13 protein-coding genes are annotated in these 17,002 nt (G+C 73.4%); 2 read left to right on the plus strand and 11 right to left on the minus strand.

The window, feature by feature from the left end:
- Positions 1–5: 5 nt before the first annotated feature.
- From ACFYM0_RS13285 to ACFYM0_RS13330, 10 genes are all read right to left on the minus strand, one after another.
- Positions 6–1,313, minus strand: a complete 1,308-nt coding sequence (locus ACFYM0_RS13285) for a hypothetical protein (protein WP_388500956.1) — start codon at positions 1,311–1,313, stop codon at positions 6–8.
- Positions 1,314–1,399: 86 nt separating this feature from the next.
- Positions 1,400–2,335 carry a glutamate ABC transporter substrate-binding protein gene (locus ACFYM0_RS13290; RefSeq protein WP_388500958.1) on the minus strand — a complete coding sequence of 312 codons (936 nt, stop codon included), beginning with the start codon at positions 2,333–2,335 and terminating at the stop codon, positions 1,400–1,402.
- 173 nt (positions 2,336–2,508) lie between these two features.
- Positions 2,509–3,912: a hypothetical protein gene (locus ACFYM0_RS13295; RefSeq protein WP_388500300.1), complete on the minus strand. Its 1,404-nt coding sequence runs from the start codon at positions 3,910–3,912 to the stop codon at positions 2,509–2,511.
- A 155-nt stretch (positions 3,913–4,067) separates the two neighbouring features.
- Positions 4,068–5,093 carry an N-acetylglucosamine kinase gene (locus ACFYM0_RS13300; RefSeq protein WP_388500302.1) on the minus strand — a complete coding sequence of 342 codons (1,026 nt, stop codon included), beginning with the start codon at positions 5,091–5,093 and terminating at the stop codon, positions 4,068–4,070.
- A complete protein-coding gene (locus ACFYM0_RS13305) occupies positions 5,084–6,349 on the minus strand; it encodes a 6-phospho-beta-glucosidase (RefSeq protein ID WP_388500305.1) in 1,266 nt (421 codons plus the stop codon). Before ACFYM0_RS13305 ends, ACFYM0_RS13300 begins: the two co-directional genes overlap by 10 nt.
- 2 nt (positions 6,350–6,351) lie before the next feature.
- Positions 6,352–7,275, minus strand: a complete 924-nt coding sequence (locus tag ACFYM0_RS13310; RefSeq protein WP_388500308.1) for a carbohydrate ABC transporter permease — start codon at positions 7,273–7,275, stop codon at positions 6,352–6,354.
- A gap of 5 nt (positions 7,276–7,280) precedes the next feature.
- A complete protein-coding gene (locus ACFYM0_RS13315) occupies positions 7,281–8,231 on the minus strand; it encodes a carbohydrate ABC transporter permease (RefSeq protein WP_388500311.1) in 951 nt (316 codons plus the stop codon).
- 4 nt (positions 8,232–8,235) lie between these two features.
- Positions 8,236–9,570: an ABC transporter substrate-binding protein gene (locus ACFYM0_RS13320; RefSeq protein ID WP_388500314.1), complete on the minus strand. Its 1,335-nt coding sequence runs from the start codon at positions 9,568–9,570 to the stop codon at positions 8,236–8,238.
- Between the two features lie 101 nt (positions 9,571–9,671).
- Positions 9,672–10,919, minus strand: coding sequence for an ROK family transcriptional regulator (locus tag ACFYM0_RS13325; protein ID WP_388500316.1), 1,248 nt, complete (start codon positions 10,917–10,919; stop codon positions 9,672–9,674).
- Positions 10,920–11,099: 180 nt separating this feature from the next.
- A complete protein-coding gene (locus ACFYM0_RS13330) occupies positions 11,100–12,197 on the minus strand; it encodes a mechanosensitive ion channel family protein (RefSeq protein ID WP_388500318.1) in 1,098 nt (365 codons plus the stop codon).
- Positions 12,198–12,458: 261 nt separating this feature from the next.
- On the opposite strand from ACFYM0_RS13330, the gene ACFYM0_RS13335 reads away from it, so the two are divergent.
- Complete coding sequence (locus ACFYM0_RS13335) at positions 12,459–13,016, plus strand: HNH endonuclease (RefSeq protein ID WP_388500320.1); 558 nt, start codon at positions 12,459–12,461, stop codon at positions 13,014–13,016.
- A gap of 279 nt (positions 13,017–13,295) precedes the next feature.
- On the opposite strand, the gene ACFYM0_RS13340 is transcribed toward ACFYM0_RS13335, so the two are convergent.
- On the minus strand, positions 13,296–16,319 hold the full coding sequence (locus tag ACFYM0_RS13340) for a beta-N-acetylglucosaminidase domain-containing protein (protein ID WP_388500960.1): 3,024 nt from the start codon (positions 16,317–16,319) through the stop codon (positions 13,296–13,298).
- 455 nt (positions 16,320–16,774) lie between these two features.
- On the opposite strand from ACFYM0_RS13340, the gene ACFYM0_RS13345 reads away from it, so the two are divergent.
- Complete coding sequence (locus ACFYM0_RS13345; protein WP_388500962.1) at positions 16,775–16,990, plus strand: hypothetical protein; 216 nt, start codon at positions 16,775–16,777, stop codon at positions 16,988–16,990.
- Positions 16,991–17,002 lie beyond the last annotated feature (12 nt).

Here is a 17,002-nt window from a genome sequence, read left to right on the forward strand (position 1 = left end):
CAGACTCACGCGTCCCCCTCCCTCGGCCCGTCGGGCCACTCCCGCACCGGTTGGCGCCCCTGCTGGTCCTGCTGGTCGTGCTGGTCCTGCCGCTGCGCGGGCAGCGCCTCGGCCGTCGCCCACTGGTAGCGCAGCACCGCCTGCTCGGCGGCCCGCAGATCACAGGGCGCGCTCCACAGCATCCGCCGGGCGGTGTCGTACCGCTCCATCAGCAGCGGGTCCTCCGCCATGCCCAGCCGGGCCACCTTCGCCTTGTAGGCGTCGAGCCGTCCGCGCAGCTCCGCCCGCACCGCCAGCGGCGCCGTCACCGCGGTCAACGATTCGCGGGCCCGCCGCAGTTCCTCCCCGGCGCGTTCCTCCAGGGACTCCAGCAGCGGGGACAGCCGGTGCCACTGGGCCCGGCGCCGGTACTCGGCCGCCGCCGAGAGCTGTTCCTGCAACACCGTCGGCGGTCCGCTCACCGCGGGCACCTCGGACGCCGCGATCTTCGCCAGTACCTCGCCGCGGGCCAACCGTGCCTCCGCCAGGGTCCGGTCCGCCCGCGAGAGCACGTCCCGCAGGCCGATCAGCCGCTGCTCGGCGTCCTGCCGGACGGCCAGCACGGCCTCGACCTCCCGGCGCACGTCCTCCAGCGCGAGCGCGGCCCGGTCGTACCGCCCGGTGTCCGGACGGCCGCCGCCCGGCGCTGAGCTCCCGGCCACCGAGAACCAGAACGCCAGCGGGTCCTCGATCACCCGGGCCCGCAGGTCCGCCAGTTCGGCCGTGATGGCCTCCAGGTCGTCCCCCGAGGGGTGTTCTCCCGGCCGGACCCCCACCGAGTGGGCGAGGGTGCGGGTGCGGTGCAGTTCTGCGGAGAGGAGGTCGATCCGGGCGGGCAGCGCCGACCAGACGGAGTCCGCGGCGACCACCACGTCCAGGGAGCTCGCGTACAGCTCGTTCATGCGGGACACCAGCTCGGCGAGGGAGAACCGCTCCGCGAGCGGGGCGCCCTCGACCGCGGCGCCGGAGATCATCACCCCCGGCCCGCGCAGCCGGTCCGTCAGCTCGACCAGGTCCTCACGGCTCGGCCAGCGGCGCCGCTCACGGATCTCCCGGGCGGCGCCGAGCGCCCCGCTGTACGCGTCGAAGTACCGCCACAGCCGGGTGATGGCCGCATCGGCCTGCGCCCACCGCTCCTTGGTGACCCCGGTCAGCCCGGCGCCCTCCAAGAGCCGCCGGCCGGAGTGGTCCTGGAGGGCGAGCAGCGAGGTCTCGACGGCCTCGTGCTCCGCGCCCAGCCGGGCGAGCGCGCGGTCCACGCCGTCCCGGTCCATCACCGCCGGCTGCGCCCCCAAAGGATGTGCCTCCACCGATCCCGCCTCCGGTCTCGTGACATCGGGCTCAGAATCCGCCACCGGCCTCAGTCCCGGTACTTGGGAACGGGCGGGCCGCCCACGCCGGGCAGCACGGGCTCCAGATGCGCCTTGTAGGCCGTCATCCAGGGGCTGTCGCCGCCGCCCGCGCGGTAGTCCTCCAGCACCTTGTTGACGCGGCGCACCAGGTCGCCGGCGTCCTTGTTCATGGCCACCCCGTAGAACTCCTTGGTGAACGGGGAGCCGACCAGGCTGACCGAGGGGTCCTGCGCGGCCTGGCCCGCGGCGAGGGCGTTGTCGGTGATGATGCCGTCCACCTCGCCCAGCTGCAGCCGGACCAGGCAGTCGAGCTGGTTGGGCACGCTGACCGGGACCGCGCCGTAGGACTGGGCCGCCAGCGCGGCCTCCGCCGTGGAGCCGGCCGCCGTGCAGATGCGGCGGCCCTTCAGCGAGGCGTCGTAGCCGGTGATCGTCGACCCCTTGGGGGCCAGCACCTGCTGCCCGGCCTCGAAGTACGCCGTCGAGAAGGCGACTTCCTCCAGCCGCTTGCAGTTGACGGTCATCGTGCGCACGACGATGTCGACGGTGCCGTCCTTGAGCGCGGGGATGCGCTGGCTGGTGGGGATGGCCCGGTAGATGACCTTGCCGTCCTCGCCGAAGATGTCCTTCGCTATGGCCTTGACCAGGGCGATGTCGAAGCCGTCGAGCTCCCCGGCCGGGTTGCGGTAGCCCCATTTGAAGCTGTTCTGGTCCACCCCCGCGACGAGGTGGCCCGCGGCGCGGATCCGCTGGATGGCGGAGCCGTCCAGCCCGTTGGGGCGCAGGCTCGCCTCGGGGTTCTCACAGGTGTCCCCGGGGGCCTGCGGAGCGACGGCCATCCTGGCCGGCTCGCGCACCAGCGAGGAGGCTCCCGGGCCGCCCGGAGCCGCCTGGGCCAGTGGCAGCAGCACGGCCGCGGCCGTCAGCGCGCAGGCCGCGGCCATCGCCCCGACCCCGCCCCAGCCGCGCAGCCGGCCCGTCAGCCGCCGCAGGCCGCGTACCTCCGTGCCGTCGGCGCCGCTCTCCGCGGCGACCTCGGCGGCCACGGCACGGGCCACGGCGTCCCCGGCCCCCTCGGAGCCCTCGCCCGTGCGCTTCACCCGTCCCGGCATCGCTCTCACCTGTACTCCGAAAGCCTGCGCCCGATGCCGAGCAGGGCGGCCGCCGCGCCGACGACCGCCAGGGCCGCCGTGCCTGTCACCAAACCGTCGAGCGCGCCGAGACCGTCCCGCGCCGCCCGGGTGAACTCACGCTGCTCGTGACCCAGGGCCGCTTCCAGCGAGGCGTCCACCGTGTCGAAGGCGGATCCCGTGGGCTCCTTGTGGTCCTTGTCCCCGATGACCTGTCCGACGGCGCCCTGGTAGTCGCCCTTCAGGTCGGTCTGCCGGGCCGCCGCGTGCAGTTCCTTCCACCGCTTGACGCCCTCCGCGGCGCGTGACACGGGGGCGCGGCCGGCCGTGTCGTCGGCCAGTTTCGCCGCCGTCGCCAGGCCCGCGTCCAGGTCCTTCATGTCGTTCGAGAAGTCCACGTCGTACTTGTCGGACTTCTTGTCCTCGGCCAGTACGGCGCCGCGCGAGACCAGGGTCAGGTTCTCGTTGGCCCGCGCCTGCAGCGAGGCGATCCGCGCGTCGTTGAGCACCTTGAGCGACTCCTGCCCGTCCGTGCGGGCCTCGCTCAGCCCCGACCGGGCGACCGTGTGCCCCGCGACCAGCCACAGCAGCAGCACCAGCGAGGCGGTGGTCGCGGCGACGAGCCCGTGGTTCAAGACGCGGTTCGTACGCCGGTAGTTGCGCCGCTGGGCCCAGACCAGGACGGCGAGCGCGAGCACACCGGCCCCGAGCGAGGCCAGGGGCAGTGCGCGGGCCTCGTCGTAGTCCGTGTAGAGCCGGCCGGTCTCCGCCTCGTAGAGCCGCTGCGCGGCGGGCAGCAGCTGGGTGCTCATCTGCTCGTTCGCGTACCGGAGGTAGGCGCCGCCCAGCGGCAGGCCCTGCTTGTTGGTGGCCCTGGCCTGCTCGATCAGGCCGGTGTAGCGGGGGAGCTGCTCGCTCAGCAGGGTGATCTGCTTGCGGGAGTCCTCGCCGGCCGTGGTGCTGGCGGCCGCGTTCACCAGCAGCCGGGACGCGTTGGCGATGTCCTTCTCGTACCGGCTGCGGACCTCGCGGGGCTCTTCGCCGCCCGCGAGGAAGCCGCTGGAGGAGGCGGTGTCGGCGTCCGCGAGGGAGCGGTAGATGCTCGCCGCGTCGGCGCTCAGCGGCTGGCTGCGGCCCACGACGTCATCGGCCGCGGTGACCCGGCCGGAGATCTCCCAGACGGACACCGCGCCGAACAGCAGGACCAGCGCGGCCAGGACCGCGCCGACGATCCGCAGCCGGCCCGGCTCGGTGGTGGCGGCGGCGCGCAGCCGCTCCACGCCCTCCGCCCAGGCGGTGCCCCGCCGGGGCAGCCCGTCGGGCGGCGGCGCCGGCGGCCCGGAGGGCGCCCGGACGCCGCCGGGCGCGGGCGCGCGTGATGTGATGGCCACCCTGACCTCCCCCTCGGTCCTTCGTGCTTCGCAGCAGTATGGCCTGAGTGGCGGTCGTCCACAGCACCCGGTCCGGGATCGGGCACGATCCGCCCCGATCCGTCCCCGGTCCTACTACGCCCCGCGAGCCGGGATGGTTCCGGCGCGGGCACGGTTCATCCGAAATGGGCACGCAGCTTTCCGTAGGCCTCGGGCCCCGCTCCCAGTGCGTCCAGACCCAGCAGGCCGGCGCCCAGCACCGGCGGGGCCGTCACCACCGAGACCCGGGCGTGCGGGGCCCGTTCGGCGAGCAGGGCCTCCACCCGGCCGTTCAGCTGCGGGTGCCGGGCGGCCAGGACGCTGCCGCCCAGCAGGACGAGCGCCTCCTCGGCCAGCAGCCCGAGCCGCTCCAGCGCCACCGAGGCCAGTGCCACGACCTCCCCGGCCTGCCGCTCGACGAGGGCCGCGGCGACCGGATCACCGGCCGCGGCCACCGCGAACAGCACCGGCACCAACTCGTGCATCCGTACGGGCTCGACGGAGCCCAGGTGCACCGCCTCGATCAGCGCGTACATGGAGTCCAGGCCGAAGTGCCCCGGCAGGGCCGCCGCGAGCTCGGTGGGACCGCCGCGCCCGTCCTCGGCGCGGGCCGCCCACCACATGGCCTCGGCGGCCAGTCCGCCGCCGCCGCCCCAGTCGCCGGAGATCTGTCCGAGCGCCGGGAACCGTGCCGTGCGCCCGTCGGGCAGCATGCCCACACAGTTGATGCCCGCCCCGCACACCACCGCGACCCCGCGCGGCCCCCCGGCGCCCTCGCCGAGTCCGGCCCGCAGGATCGCGAAGGTGTCGTTGCGGACCTCGATGGCGGTGCCCCAGCCGCGCTCGCCGATGGCCTGCGCGAGCCGGACCTCCTCCACCGGGAGGTCCGCGTTGGCCAGACAGGCCGAGACCTGGACGGCCAGCGGGCCCGTGTGCGGGCCCGTGGCCGCGGGCCCCGCCAGCCCGGCGGCCTCCGCGGCCTCGGCGACGGCCCGCCCCAGGACGTCCACCGCCGCCTCGACCCCGACGTGCGGGGGCTGGAAGCCGCCCGCGCGCCCGGTGCCGAGGACGCGGCCGTCCGCGGCGATCAGCGCCACGTCCGTCTTGCTGTTGCCGGCGTCGACGGCGAGGACGGCTGCCTTCGGGGGCCGGCTCACGCCCATGCCAGGTGCTCCTTGTTGTGCGCCAGGAGCCGGTTCGTCAGCCCTTCGGCGAGGTCGAACTGGCCCACCAGCGGGTGCGCCAGCAGCGCCTTGAAGACGCGCTCGCGTCCGCCCCGCAGCGCCGCGTCCAGCGCGAGGTCCTCGTACGCCGTGACGTGGGCGATGAGCCCCGAGTACAGCGGGTCCAGCCGGGGGACGGCCAGCGGCGAGGTTCCGGAGCGGTCCACCCGCGCCTGGACCTCGATGACCGCGTCGTCCGGGAGGAACGGCAGCGTGCCGTTGTTCAGCGTGTTGACCACCTGCACGGCGCTCCCGCCGTCGCCCAGCAGGGCCGCGGCCAGGTCCACGGCGGCCTCCGAGTAGAAGGCGCCGCCCCGCTTGGCGAGGAGTTCCGGCTTCTCGTCCAGCGCGGGATCCCCGTACAGGCCGAGCAGTTCCTTCTCCATCGCGGCGACCTCGGCGGCCCGCGAGGGCTTGGTGCCGAGCTCCCGGACCACCTCGTCGTGCGCGTAGAAGTAGCGCAGGTAGTACGAGGGGACCACGCCGAGCCGGTCCAGCACGCTGCGGGGCAGGCGCAGGTCCGCGGCGATGGCGTCACCGTGCCGGGCGATGAGCTGCGGCAGCAGGTTCTCGCCCTCCGGGCCGCCCTTGCGCACCCCCAGCTCCCAGGTGAGGTGGTTGAGGCCGACGTGGTCGAGGTGGATGTCGGCCGGGGTCAGGTCCAGCATCGCGGCGAACCTGCGCTGGAAGCCGATGGCCACGTTGCACAGCCCGACCGCCTTGTGACCGGCCTGGAGCAGGGCCCGGGTGACGATCCCGACCGGGTTGGTGAAGTCGATGATCCATGCGTCCGGGTTGGAGCGCCGGACCCGCTCGGCGATGTCGAGGACCACCGGGACCGTGCGCAGCGCCTTGGCGAGGCCGCCGGCTCCGGTGGTCTCCTGGCCCACGCAGCCGCACTCCAGCGGCCAGGTCTCGTCCTGGAGCCGGGCCGCCTGCCCGCCGATGCGCAGCTGGAGCAGGACCGCATCCGCGTCGGCGACGCCCGCGTCGAGGTCGGAGGTGGTGGTGATCAGGCCGGGGTGCCCCTGCTTGGCGAAGATCCGCCGGGCCAGGCCGCCGATCAGGTCCAGCCGGTCGGCGGCCGGGTCGATCAGCACCAGCTCGCTGATGGGCAGGGTGTCGCGCAGCCGGGCGAACCCGTCGATCAGCTCGGGGGTATAGGTGGAACCGCCGCCCACCACTGCGAGTTTCATGACTAGCCTTTCACTCCGGTCAGGGTGACGCCTTCGACGAACGCCTTCTGGGCGAAGAAGAAGAGGACGATCACCGGGGCCATGACCAGCACGGTCGCGGCCATGGTCAGGTTCCAGTTGGTGTGGTGGGCGCCCTTGAAGGACTCCAGTCCGTAACTGAGGGTCCAGGCGGCCGGGTTGTCGGATGCGTAGATCTGCGGGCCGAAGTAGTCGTTCCAGGCGGCGAAGAACTGGAACAGCGCGACCGCCGCGATGCCGGGCTTCGCCATCGGCAGCACCACCCGCAGCAGGGTGCGCAGCTCGCCGCAGCCGTCGACCTTCGCCGCGTCCAGGTACTCGTCCGGGATCGTCAGCAGGAACTGGCGCAGCAGGAAGATGGAGAAGGCGTCGCCGAAGGCCATCGGGATGATCAGCGGCCACAGGGTGCCGGACAGGTCCAGCTGCTTGGCCCAGAAGAGGTACATGGGGATGACGACCACCTGGGGCGGCAGCATCATCATGGCGATCACGAGCAGCAGCGACAGCCGCCGGCCGCGGAAGCGGAACTTGGCGAGCGCGTAGGCGACGGGCACCGAGGAGACCACGGTCAGCAGGGTGCCGAGGCCCGCGTACATCAGGGTGTTGCGCCACCAGGTCAGGAAGCCGGGGGTGTCCCACACCTTCGCGTAGTTGCCCCACTCCCAGGTGCGCGGCCACAGCTCGCGGGTCAGCGCCTGCTGGTCGCTCATCACCGAGGTCAGGAAGAGGAAAACGAAGGGGAGGACGAAGAACAGGGCCGCGGCGACTCCGAGGGAGTGCACGGCCACCCAGTGCAGGGCGGCCTGCCGTCGCGCGGTGCGTATGGCCCGCGCGGAATCCGGCGCGGGGGCCGGGGCCGGCCGCGGGGTCCGCCGCGTGCCGCGGGTGAGGGTCTGGTTCTGGCTCATGGCCGTCAGTCACCTGCCTCGATCAGGCCGCCGCGCCGCCGCATCAGCAGCGCGGTGAAGGCCATGGAGAGGGCGAACAGCACCAGGGCGACCACGCAGGCGGTGCCGTAGTCGAAGCGCTGGAAGCCGACGTTGTAGATGACCTGGGGCAGGGTCAGCGTGGACTTGTCGGGGTACCCGGGCTCGGTCGGCTGGCCCGAGCCGCCGATCACGCCGGACGCCACCTTCCCCGCCACCAGGGGCTGTGTGTAGAACTGCATCGCCTGGATGACCCCGGTGACCACCGCGAACAGGATGATCGGGGAGATGTTCGGCAGGGTGATGTGGCGGAAGCGCGCCAGTGCCCCGGCCCCGTCCAGCTCGGCGGCCTCGTACTGCTCGCGCGGTACGTCGAGGAGCGCGGCCATGAAGATGACCATCAGGTCGCCGACCCCCCACACCGCGAGCGCGGTCAGCGCGGGCTTGGACCAGGCGGGGTCCGTGAACCATCCGGGCGTGGGCAGCCCGACCGTGTCCAGCAGGGTGTTCACCGGGCCGGTGCCCGGGTTGAGCAGGAAGACGAAGGCCAGGGTCGCCGCCACCGGAGGGGCCAGGTAGGGCAGGTAGAACAGGGTGCGGAAGACGCCCGTACCCAGCTTGATCTTGGTGATGAGCAGGCCGATGCCCAGACCGAAGGCGACCCGGCAGGTGACCATGACCACGACCAGCCACAGGGTGTTGCGCATGGCCGGCCAGAACATCGGGAGGTCGGAGAAGACGTAGGTCCAGTTGTCCAGCCCGTTGAAGACGGGCGGGCGGAAGCCGTCGTACTTGGTGAAGGAGAAGTAGACGGTGGAGACGAGCGGGTAGGCGAAGAAGACGCTGAACCCGATCAGCCAGGGCGACATGAAGGCCGCCGAGCGCAGTGCCGACCTGCGGCGCCTGGCGCGCAGTTCGGGGGAGAGGGTGCCGTTCATCGGGCTACTTGGCCTTCGCGATGTCCGTGTCGATCTGCTGGTCGGTCTTGGCGAGACCGGCCGGGATGTCGGTGACCGCGCCCTTCTCGACCGCGTAGGCGAAGTCCGTGAAGGTCAGCTGGTAGGTGCCGCCGTCCGCCTGCGCCGGGGTGGTGGTCGACTTCGGGTGCTTGGCGATGTCGATGAACGTCTTGAACTCCGGCGTCACCTGGAGCTTCGGTGAATCCAGGGCGGCCAGCGTGGAGGGCACGTTGTGGATGGCGTTGGCGAACTCCACGACCGCCTCGGTGTCGGTCGTCATGTACTTCGTCAGCTCCCAGGCGGCGTTCTGCTTCTTGCTGCCCGAGGCGATGCCCATGATCGTGCCGGCGAGGTAGCCCTTGCCGTACTCGCCGATCCGGTCGTCCGGGACGGGCATCGGCGCGGTCCCGATCTCGAACTTCACCCCGGCCTCCTTCGCCATGGGCGCCCGCCACTCGCCGTCGATCTGCATGGCGACCAACCCCAGGTGGAAGGGGTGCTCGGCACTCCACTCGTCACCGAAGGTGGTGCGGAACTTCTCCAGCTTCTCGTACCCGCCGAGCTTGCCGACGAGGTCCTTCTGCGCCGTCAGCATCTGCGCGAAGCCGGGGTCCTTGGCCAGGTTGGACTTGCCGTCGGCGGTGAAGTACGACGGGCTCCACAGCGCGGCCAGGCGCTGGGGGGCGGTCTCGTAGCCGTGGAAGGTCGGCATGATGCCGAGCTGCTGGTACGAATCGCCCTTGGGGATCGTCAGCTTCTGTGCTGCGGCTTCGAACTGGCTCCAGGTCTTCGGCGGTTCGGTGATCCCGGCGGCGGCGAAGGCGGTCTTGTTGTAGACGAGGCCGTACGCGTCGTTCAGCAGCGGCAGCGTGCACTGGTTGCCGTTGAACTGGGTGTACTCCAGCAGGGTCTTGGGGAAGACCTTCTCCTTGTCGACCCCGGACTTCTTCAGGAAGGGGTTCAGGTCCGCGAAGGCGCCGGTGTTGCAGAACTTGCCGACGCTGTCGGTGGTGAAGGAGGAGACCACGTCGGGGGCCTTCTCCCCGCCGGCGCGCAGCGCCTGGTTGATCTTGTCGTCCGTCATGTTGCCCGTGACGTTCACCTTGATGTTCGGGTGCGCCTTCTGGAAGCGGGCGATGTTGTCCTCGATGGCCTTGATCTCGCTGGGGGCGGACCAACCGTGCCAGAAGTTGAGGGTGACGTCCTTTTTCGGGTCGTCGGCGGCCGTGTCGGAGGCGGAGCCCGCACACGCGGTGGCGAGTACGGATATCGCGGCGACGGTGGTGGCGGCGACGGTCAGGCGGCGGATTCCGGGCATGGCGGAGTCACTCTCTGCGCGGGGGGACTTCCTGGAGGGGGTGGGGAGGAGCCGTGGTGCGGGGAGGCGTGCCGTGGTGCGGGTGGTGCGGGTGGTGCGGTTCAGCGGCGGGAGGTGTCGAAGACCTCGTCGCGGGTCGCGGCGAGGGCGCTCTCCAGTGCCCCGCGCAGTACGGGCCGTTCCCGTACCTCGCCGGTCACCAGCAGGGGCCGGGACGGGGCGAGGTCGGCGAGTTCGGCCTCGAGGAGCTCGCGCAGCGGCTCGCCGCCCGCGATGGTCAGCGCGCCGGAGAGGATCACGATCTCCGGGTCCAGTACGGCCACCAGCGAGGCGAGACCGGTGGTGAGCGCGGTGGCGTACTCCCGCAGGAGTTCCAGGTGAGCCCCCTCGGGCGCCGCGGCGGCCTGTGCCAGCAGGGCGGCGGCCGCCTCGACCATGGCCCCGGACTCGGCCCCGTGCACGGCGCCGTGCACCGACCCGGCCCCGGCCGCGGCGGCCGGCGGCGCGTCGACGCCGAGCCGGGCCGCCATCGCGGGCAGTACCTGTGCGCCGGCCAGCTCCTGGTAGCCGCCGGAGTTGACCCGGGTGACCTGGCGGACCAGCGGGTGCCCGGCGACCGGCAGGAAGCCGATCTCCCCGGCGCCGCCGGTCCAGCCGCGGTGCAGCCGGCCGCCGAGCACGAGAGCGGCTCCGAGGCCCTCCTCGTTCCACAGCAGGACGAAGTCCTCGTGGCCGCGGGCGGCGCCGAGCCGCTGCTCGGCGACGGCGGCGAGGTTCACGTCGTTCTCGTACTCGACCGGCATCGGCAGGGCCGCGGCGAGCTCGTCGAGGAGCGTGGGGGACTGCCAGCCCGCCAGGTGGTCGGCGTAGCGCAGCACCCCGGTGCGGGGGTCGAAGGAGCCCGGGGTCGCGATGACCACCCGGTGGATGTCGGCGAGGTGCAGCCCGGCGTCCTTGACGGCCTCGCCGAGGGCGCGGGTGACCTGCTCGACCGGCCCGGTGCCCTCCGCGTGGGGGAGCTCGTGGCTGCCGATCACCTCGCCGGAGAGGTCGGCCACGGAGGCGAGGATCCGGCCCGGGGTGACATCGAGCCCCGCGACGTACGCGGCCCGCGCGTTGACGGCGTAGAGCTGGGCGTTGGGGCCGGGGCGGCCGGTGGCGGTGCCGGTGGCGACGACGAGCCCGGCGGCCTCCAGGCGGGCCAGCAGCTGGGAGGCGGTGGGCTTCGAGAGGCCGGTCAGATGCCCGATCCGGGTCCGGGACAGCGGACCGTGCGTCAGCAGGAGCTCGAGCGCGGCCCGGTCGTTCAGGGCGCGCAACAGGCTGGGCGTACCGGGGGTGGCGGGCATGGGGTGGCTTCTCCCTCGCGGAGATGAACTGTTAGGTAAGTTTCCTATTGGTGGGTCGCTCGTGTCAATGGTGGCGCGTACACCACTGCCCCCGCAGATCGGATCTACGGGGGCAGCGGAGTCGCGCGCTACGAGCGGCGTACGGGTACGAGCCGTGTACGGGTACGAGGGTGGCGGGTACTACTTCGTGATGCGGGGACCGGAGACCGAGCCGCCCACGGCCGGCGGCGGGATCTCCGCCGTTGCCAGGGACTGCGGGGAGGTCGGGTTCGCCAGCGCCGACGGCGGGGCGACGGAAGCCGAGGGGTCGGCCGGGGCCTCGTCCTCCTCGGGCGCCGGCAGGCCCCCGACGATCCCGATGCCCGCGGCGTCGAAGGCGTCCTTGATCCGCCAGCGCAGCTCGCGCTCCACGGAGAACTGCTGCCCCGGCATCGTCTTCGCCGACACCGACACCGTCATGGAGGCCAGCAGCACCTCGTCCAGGCCCAGCACTTCCACCGGACCCCACAGCCGCTCGTCCCAGGGGGACTCCTTGGCCAGGGTGTCGGCGATCCCCTTGATCACCTCACGGATGTGGGACAGGCTCTCGGTCGGCTTGACCTGCACGGCCACGCTCGCCGTGGCCCAGCCCTGGCTGAGGTTGCCGATCCGCTTGATCTCGCCGTTGCGGACGTACCAGATCTCTCCGTTGTCGCCGCGCAGCTTGGTGACGCGCAGGCCCACCTCGACGACCTCGCCGGACGCCACCCCGGCATCGATCTTGTCGCCGACGCCGTACTGGTCCTCAAGGATCATGAACACGCCGGAGAGGAAGTCCGTGACCAGGTTCCGGGCGCCGAAACCGATCGCCACGCCCGCCACACCGGCGCTCGCCAGCAGCGGTCCCAGATTGATGTCGAGCGCGCCGAGCACCATCAGGCCCGCCGTGCCGAGGATCAGGAACGAGGCCACCGAACGCAGCACGGAACCGATGGCCTCGGACCGCTGCCGGCGCCGCTCGGCGTTGACCAGCAGCCCGCTCAGGGCCGTGCCCTCGACGGCATCGGCGCCGCGGTTCATCCGGGTGATCAGCTTGGTCAGCGATTTGCGGACCACCGAGCGCAGGGCGAAGGCGATGACCAGGATGAGGAGGATCCGCAGGCCCAGGTACAGCCATCCGGCCCAGTTCTCCTCTATGAAACTGGCGGCGTTCGTGACGCTCTCGTGGGTCTCTCTGATCGTTTCGGCCGCGTCCGGGTTGTCGGCTGCGAGCGGGAGCACGGCGGCAAGCCTGGGCACGGCGGGAACCTCCAGATATAGCGTCCTGCCCGCGGAAGGGGTGGGGCGGGCAGACCATCCACCCTAACGGGGCACTCGGCCGGACTTGTTGCCATGTTCGAGGGAGAGACCAGACTCACGCGGGGATGAAGCGGGTGTGGTCGAAAACACCTCGGACCCGTTACGGGCGCGTGGTGGCGCTTCGACCAGCCGTAAGGGGAGACTGGAAAGCAGATCGTCCCGGCGCGAGCCACGCGCCGCCGGCGTACAAGGAGGCAGTCCGTGCCGCACGTCCTGGTCCTCAACGCGTCGTACGAGCCCCTCGGCGTCGTACCGCTCCGTCGCGCGCTCGTCCTCGTCCTGGAGAACAAAGCCGTCTCCCTGGAAGAATCCGGCGCCTTTCTGCACAGCGCGACAAGGGCCGTCCCCGCGCCCAGCGTGGTTCGGCTCAAGCGCTTCGTGCGGGTCCCCTACCGGGGGCCCGTTCCACTCACCCGCCGCGCGCTCTTCGCCCGGGACGGCGGTCGCTGCATGTACTGCGGGGCCGTCGCCACCAGTGTCGACCACGTCATCCCGCGCAGCCGGGGCGGGCAGCACGCCTGGGACAACGTCGTCGCCGCGTGCCGTCGCTGCAACCACGTCAAGGCCGACCGGCACCTCGTCGACCTCGGCTGGCGGCTGAGGCACCAGCCGGCTCCGCCGTCCGGGCTGGCCTGGCGGATCATCGGGACGGGCCATCGGGATCCGTGCTGGATGCCGTACCTCCAGCCGTACGGGGCGGAGGATGCGCTGGATCGCATCGGGGTACCGGTGGCCGCCGCCGCGGCGGTCGCGTCCTAGCCCCCTGAGCCGGGCGGCACCGGCCGCGGAGGTGCCGCTGCACGGGGCCGGAGTCCCCTACCCGGGAGTCCTACCCGGGAGTCCCCTACCCGCCCTCCGCCCGTTCCCCGGGCTGCGCCCGGACCCCCTGGGGCTCCGCCCCGGACCCCGCGCCTCAAGCGCCGGCGAGGCTGGAGCGTGCCGCGCAGTGGCATGTCCGGCCCGTCCGGCGTGTGAGGACCGGGTCCGGGCAGAGCCCGGGGAACGGTGGAAGGGCGGGTGGGGGACTGCCCCGCAGTGCTACGGGGCCACCGCGAACGCCTCGGCTCCGAGCAGGCTGCAGCCGTACCGGGTCGCCCGGGCCTCGCACGTGACCCGGACGAAGCGGGCCGGGGCCGCCGCCGGGTCCAGATGGACGGAGTCCACCCCGCCCCGCGAGGCGACCGTCGCCGAGGGATGCCAGGTGACACCGTCCGCCGAGGTCTCCACCCGGAACCGGGACGGATACGCCTCCTGCCAGCGCAGCCGCAGCAGCCCGATCCGGGCCGGGGCGGGCAGCTCCGCCTGCCACCAGGCCCCGTCGGCCGCGGGCGAGGACCAGCGGGTGGCCGGGGAATCGTCCAGCGCCCCCGAGGCGGGGAACGCCGGGGTCTCGTCGGCCGAGGACGAGGCCACGGCGGAGCGCAGCAGGTTCGGTCCGGCCGTGCGCGGATGGGCGCGGACCTTCAGCGTGTGCGTCTGGGCGCCGAAGGTGACCGGAACCTCGTAGGTGCCCGGCGCCGTGCCCGCGGCCACCGCGACCTCCACCGGGACGGTCGCCGTCGTACCGCGCGCGGCCGCGGCCGTCTGCGGCAGGCGCAGCGAGATCCCCGGAGGCGGCGTCGCCGACAGGGGCCCGCGGACCTCGCCGGGACGCAGCGCGGACAGTTCCGCCGGGATCCGCTGAGGGGCCCCGCCGATCTCCGCGTCCACGGCGTCCGCCAGCTCGAAGCGGGCCTCCGGGCCGTCCGCCGTCCAGGGGACCACGCCGTGCACGGCCGGAGCCGGCCCCGACCAGACGAGCCGGACCGCGTCGGCCCGCAGGCCGCCCACGTCCGCCTGGGTCCAGCCCGAAGCCGCCGCCTCCGCGACCTTGCGCCAGCCCTCTCCCGGTACGTGGGCCTCGATCACGGCGCCCCGGCTGCCGGGCGGCAGCGGGTCGGTCATCACGGTCACCACCGACACCGGCCGGGCACCGGACAGCTCGACCGTCCACGCGTCGGCCTGCCGGGTCACCGTGCCCGGCTCGCGGGCCGCGCCGGTCCACGCGTCGGCCTCGGCCGCGGCCCGGGTCAGGAACGGGTCCAGTACCGCCTTGTCGACCCGGGCGGCTTCCGCCCCGGACAGCGCCGCGCGGGCGGTGGTGAGGGCCTGCGAGGCCCGCCAGGCCGCCGCCCCGTCCCCGCGGGCCTGCGCCTGGAGGACGTCGAGGGCCAGCTCCCCGGCGGCCCCGTAGCGTGCGAGCCGCGACAGCCAGGGACCCGCCTCGTCCGCGAGCGCGGGCAGCCGGTCCGGGGCCTCGCGCAGCACGCGGAAGGCGGCGCGCAGCCGCTCGCCCGCAACCGGGTCGCCGGAGCTCCGGGCCCGCCAGAACTCGTCCATCAGCGGGACCAGGTAGGCGGACTCGGGCTGGGCGAGGCCGGAGGAGGCGTTGTTCCCGGCCAGCGCTGCCAGGGCCTCCCGGGCCTTGGGGTCGGGTCCGGCCAGCGAGGCCACGGCCGCCGCCCAGGAGTCGGAGGCCAGGTAGCCGCGCGGGTTCCACGTGAAGTCCGCCGCGGTGAACAGCGGGATGCGCGACAGGGCGGCCTGGGGCATCGCGTTGGCCAGTACGGCCGCCGAACCGCCCGCGACCACCGGGTCCCGGCCCGAGTACGGGCCGAGGAAGATCCGGCCCGGATCCCAGTCGTTGACCGGATAGTTGTCCATGGTGACCAGCGGGTGCTGCCCGAGCGCCGAGCGCGCCCCGGTCATCTCCGGCCCGGTGATGGTGCGCGGCACCACGCCGACGCCCGTCCAGGCCACTTCCACCCGGTGGTCCAGGGCCCCGGCCAGCGCGGTCCGGTAGGGCGTCACGCCGTCCTGGTAGTACTCGGTGGGCAGCAGCGACAGAGCGGGCGCCCCCGGATAGCGCCGGGCCAGGTGCGCGGCCAGCTCGCCCGCCACCTCCGCGTGCGCCTTCGCCGCCGCGGCCGGGCCCTTGCCGTACCGCTCCCGGTCGGCCCGGCAGCCCCACTCGGTGTAGCTGACGTCCTGGAACTGCAGCTGGAACGCCCGGAACCCGAGGTCCCACATGGCGTCCAGCTTGCGGGCGAGCGCCGCCCGGTCGGCCGAGGAGGCCAGGCACATCGACTGCCCGGGCGCCACCGCCCAGGCGAGCACCACCTTGTTGGCGCGCGCCCGGTCGGCCAGCTCCCGCAGTTCCGCCGCCTGCGGCGCCGGGTAGTCGCGGCGCCACTGCGTGGTCCGGTACGGGTCGTCACCGGGCGCCAGCAGCAGGCGGTTCAGTTTGGTGCGGCCCATGAACTCCACCTGCGCGAGCCGCTGGGCGGCCGTCCACGGAGTGCCGTAGAACCCCTCCGTGATCCCGCGCACCGGGGCGGACGGCCAGTCCCGCACGAGGACCCCGGGCACCTTCCCGCCGCCCTGGGACAGCAGTTGGCGCAGCGTCTGCGCCGCGTGGAACAGCCCGTCCTCGCCCACGCCCGCCAGTGCGACCGTGTCCCGCCCCTCGGCGCGGCCCACCGCCAGCCGGTAGCCGCCGGCCGGCAGGTCGCCGGCCGCGTCCGCGCCGAGCGCCCGCAGCGCCCGCTCCGCGTCCGGCCCCTGGAGCCGGACGACCGGTCCCGCCCCGGGCGGCTGTTCCCCGTCGGCCCGCTCGTGCAGGGTCCGTACGCCCGCCGCGCGCAGGGCGTCGCGCACCAGCTGGGCGGCGTACGGGTCCACGCCCGCGGGCAGCACCAGGACGGCCTCGGTGCCCAGCGGTACCGCGCGCGCCGGGTCGGAGACGGTCGACTGCGGGCGGGGATGCACCGCGGGCCCCTCGGCAGCGGTGCGCGCCGGACCTGAGCCGGGGTCGAGCACGGGGGCGGGTGCGGGGAGGGGCGCCGGGTCGCGCAGTGCCGCGGGGGCCGCGGAGGTTCCGGGCGCGGCGGGTGCGTCCGGTGCGTCCGGCGAGGTGGGCGCGGCGAAGGCGGTGGGGGGACCCACCACCGCCGACCCGCTCAGCAGTGCACCGATGACGGCCACCGCCGCGGCGGTGGCCGTGGCCCGCTTGCTGCCCCTGATCTGCACGCGGCCACCCCGTCCCGAGTCGTCCCCCGCTCGCACGAATGAGCCAGACCCCACCATCCGTACGCCCGGGGTGTCAACGCCCGCGGGTGATCTGACCTGGATCGGCCAGGAATGCGGATCCGCCGACTGGGTAGGGCTGGGATGTTCTCCGGGCCGCGCGCCGGAGGGCGTTCCCGACGATCCCGTACGCCAGGGCCGATGCTCCCGGCGTGCGGTGACCGGCGCGGAGCTCCGCAACACCTCCCGCGCACGGCCCGAACACAGGCACGTCTGTACGGATTCACGGACCGCACAGGAGAATTTCCGCTGTCGGTGGTGCGCGGACGGCGCGCGGACCGACACAGTGGGAGCCGTCCACGGGTCCTGACCGATCCTCACGTACGAAGGAGTGCCTGCCGGTGAACACCAAGGCCGCGAAAACCGAGAACGCCACCCGCACCACCACCGTCATATCCGCCGCATCCGCCGCATCCGCCGAGAAGCGGCGTCCGCCGCTCGCCCACCTGCCGGCGCAGTCCGGACCGGACGAACGGCCCCTCACCAGCGAGCCCTCGCTCGCCGACGCCGCGCACGCGCCGTTGACCAGTGAGCCCCCGCTCGCCTGCGAGGCGCCGCTGACCAGCGAGCCGACCACCCATGCCGCGGCGGCCGCCGCGGGTGACTAGACGACAAGGAAC

The sequence above is a fragment of the Streptomyces sp. NPDC006487 genome (assembly GCF_042870555.1).
In the GTDB taxonomy this organism is placed as follows: Bacteria; Actinomycetota; Actinomycetes; order Streptomycetales; family Streptomycetaceae; genus Streptomyces.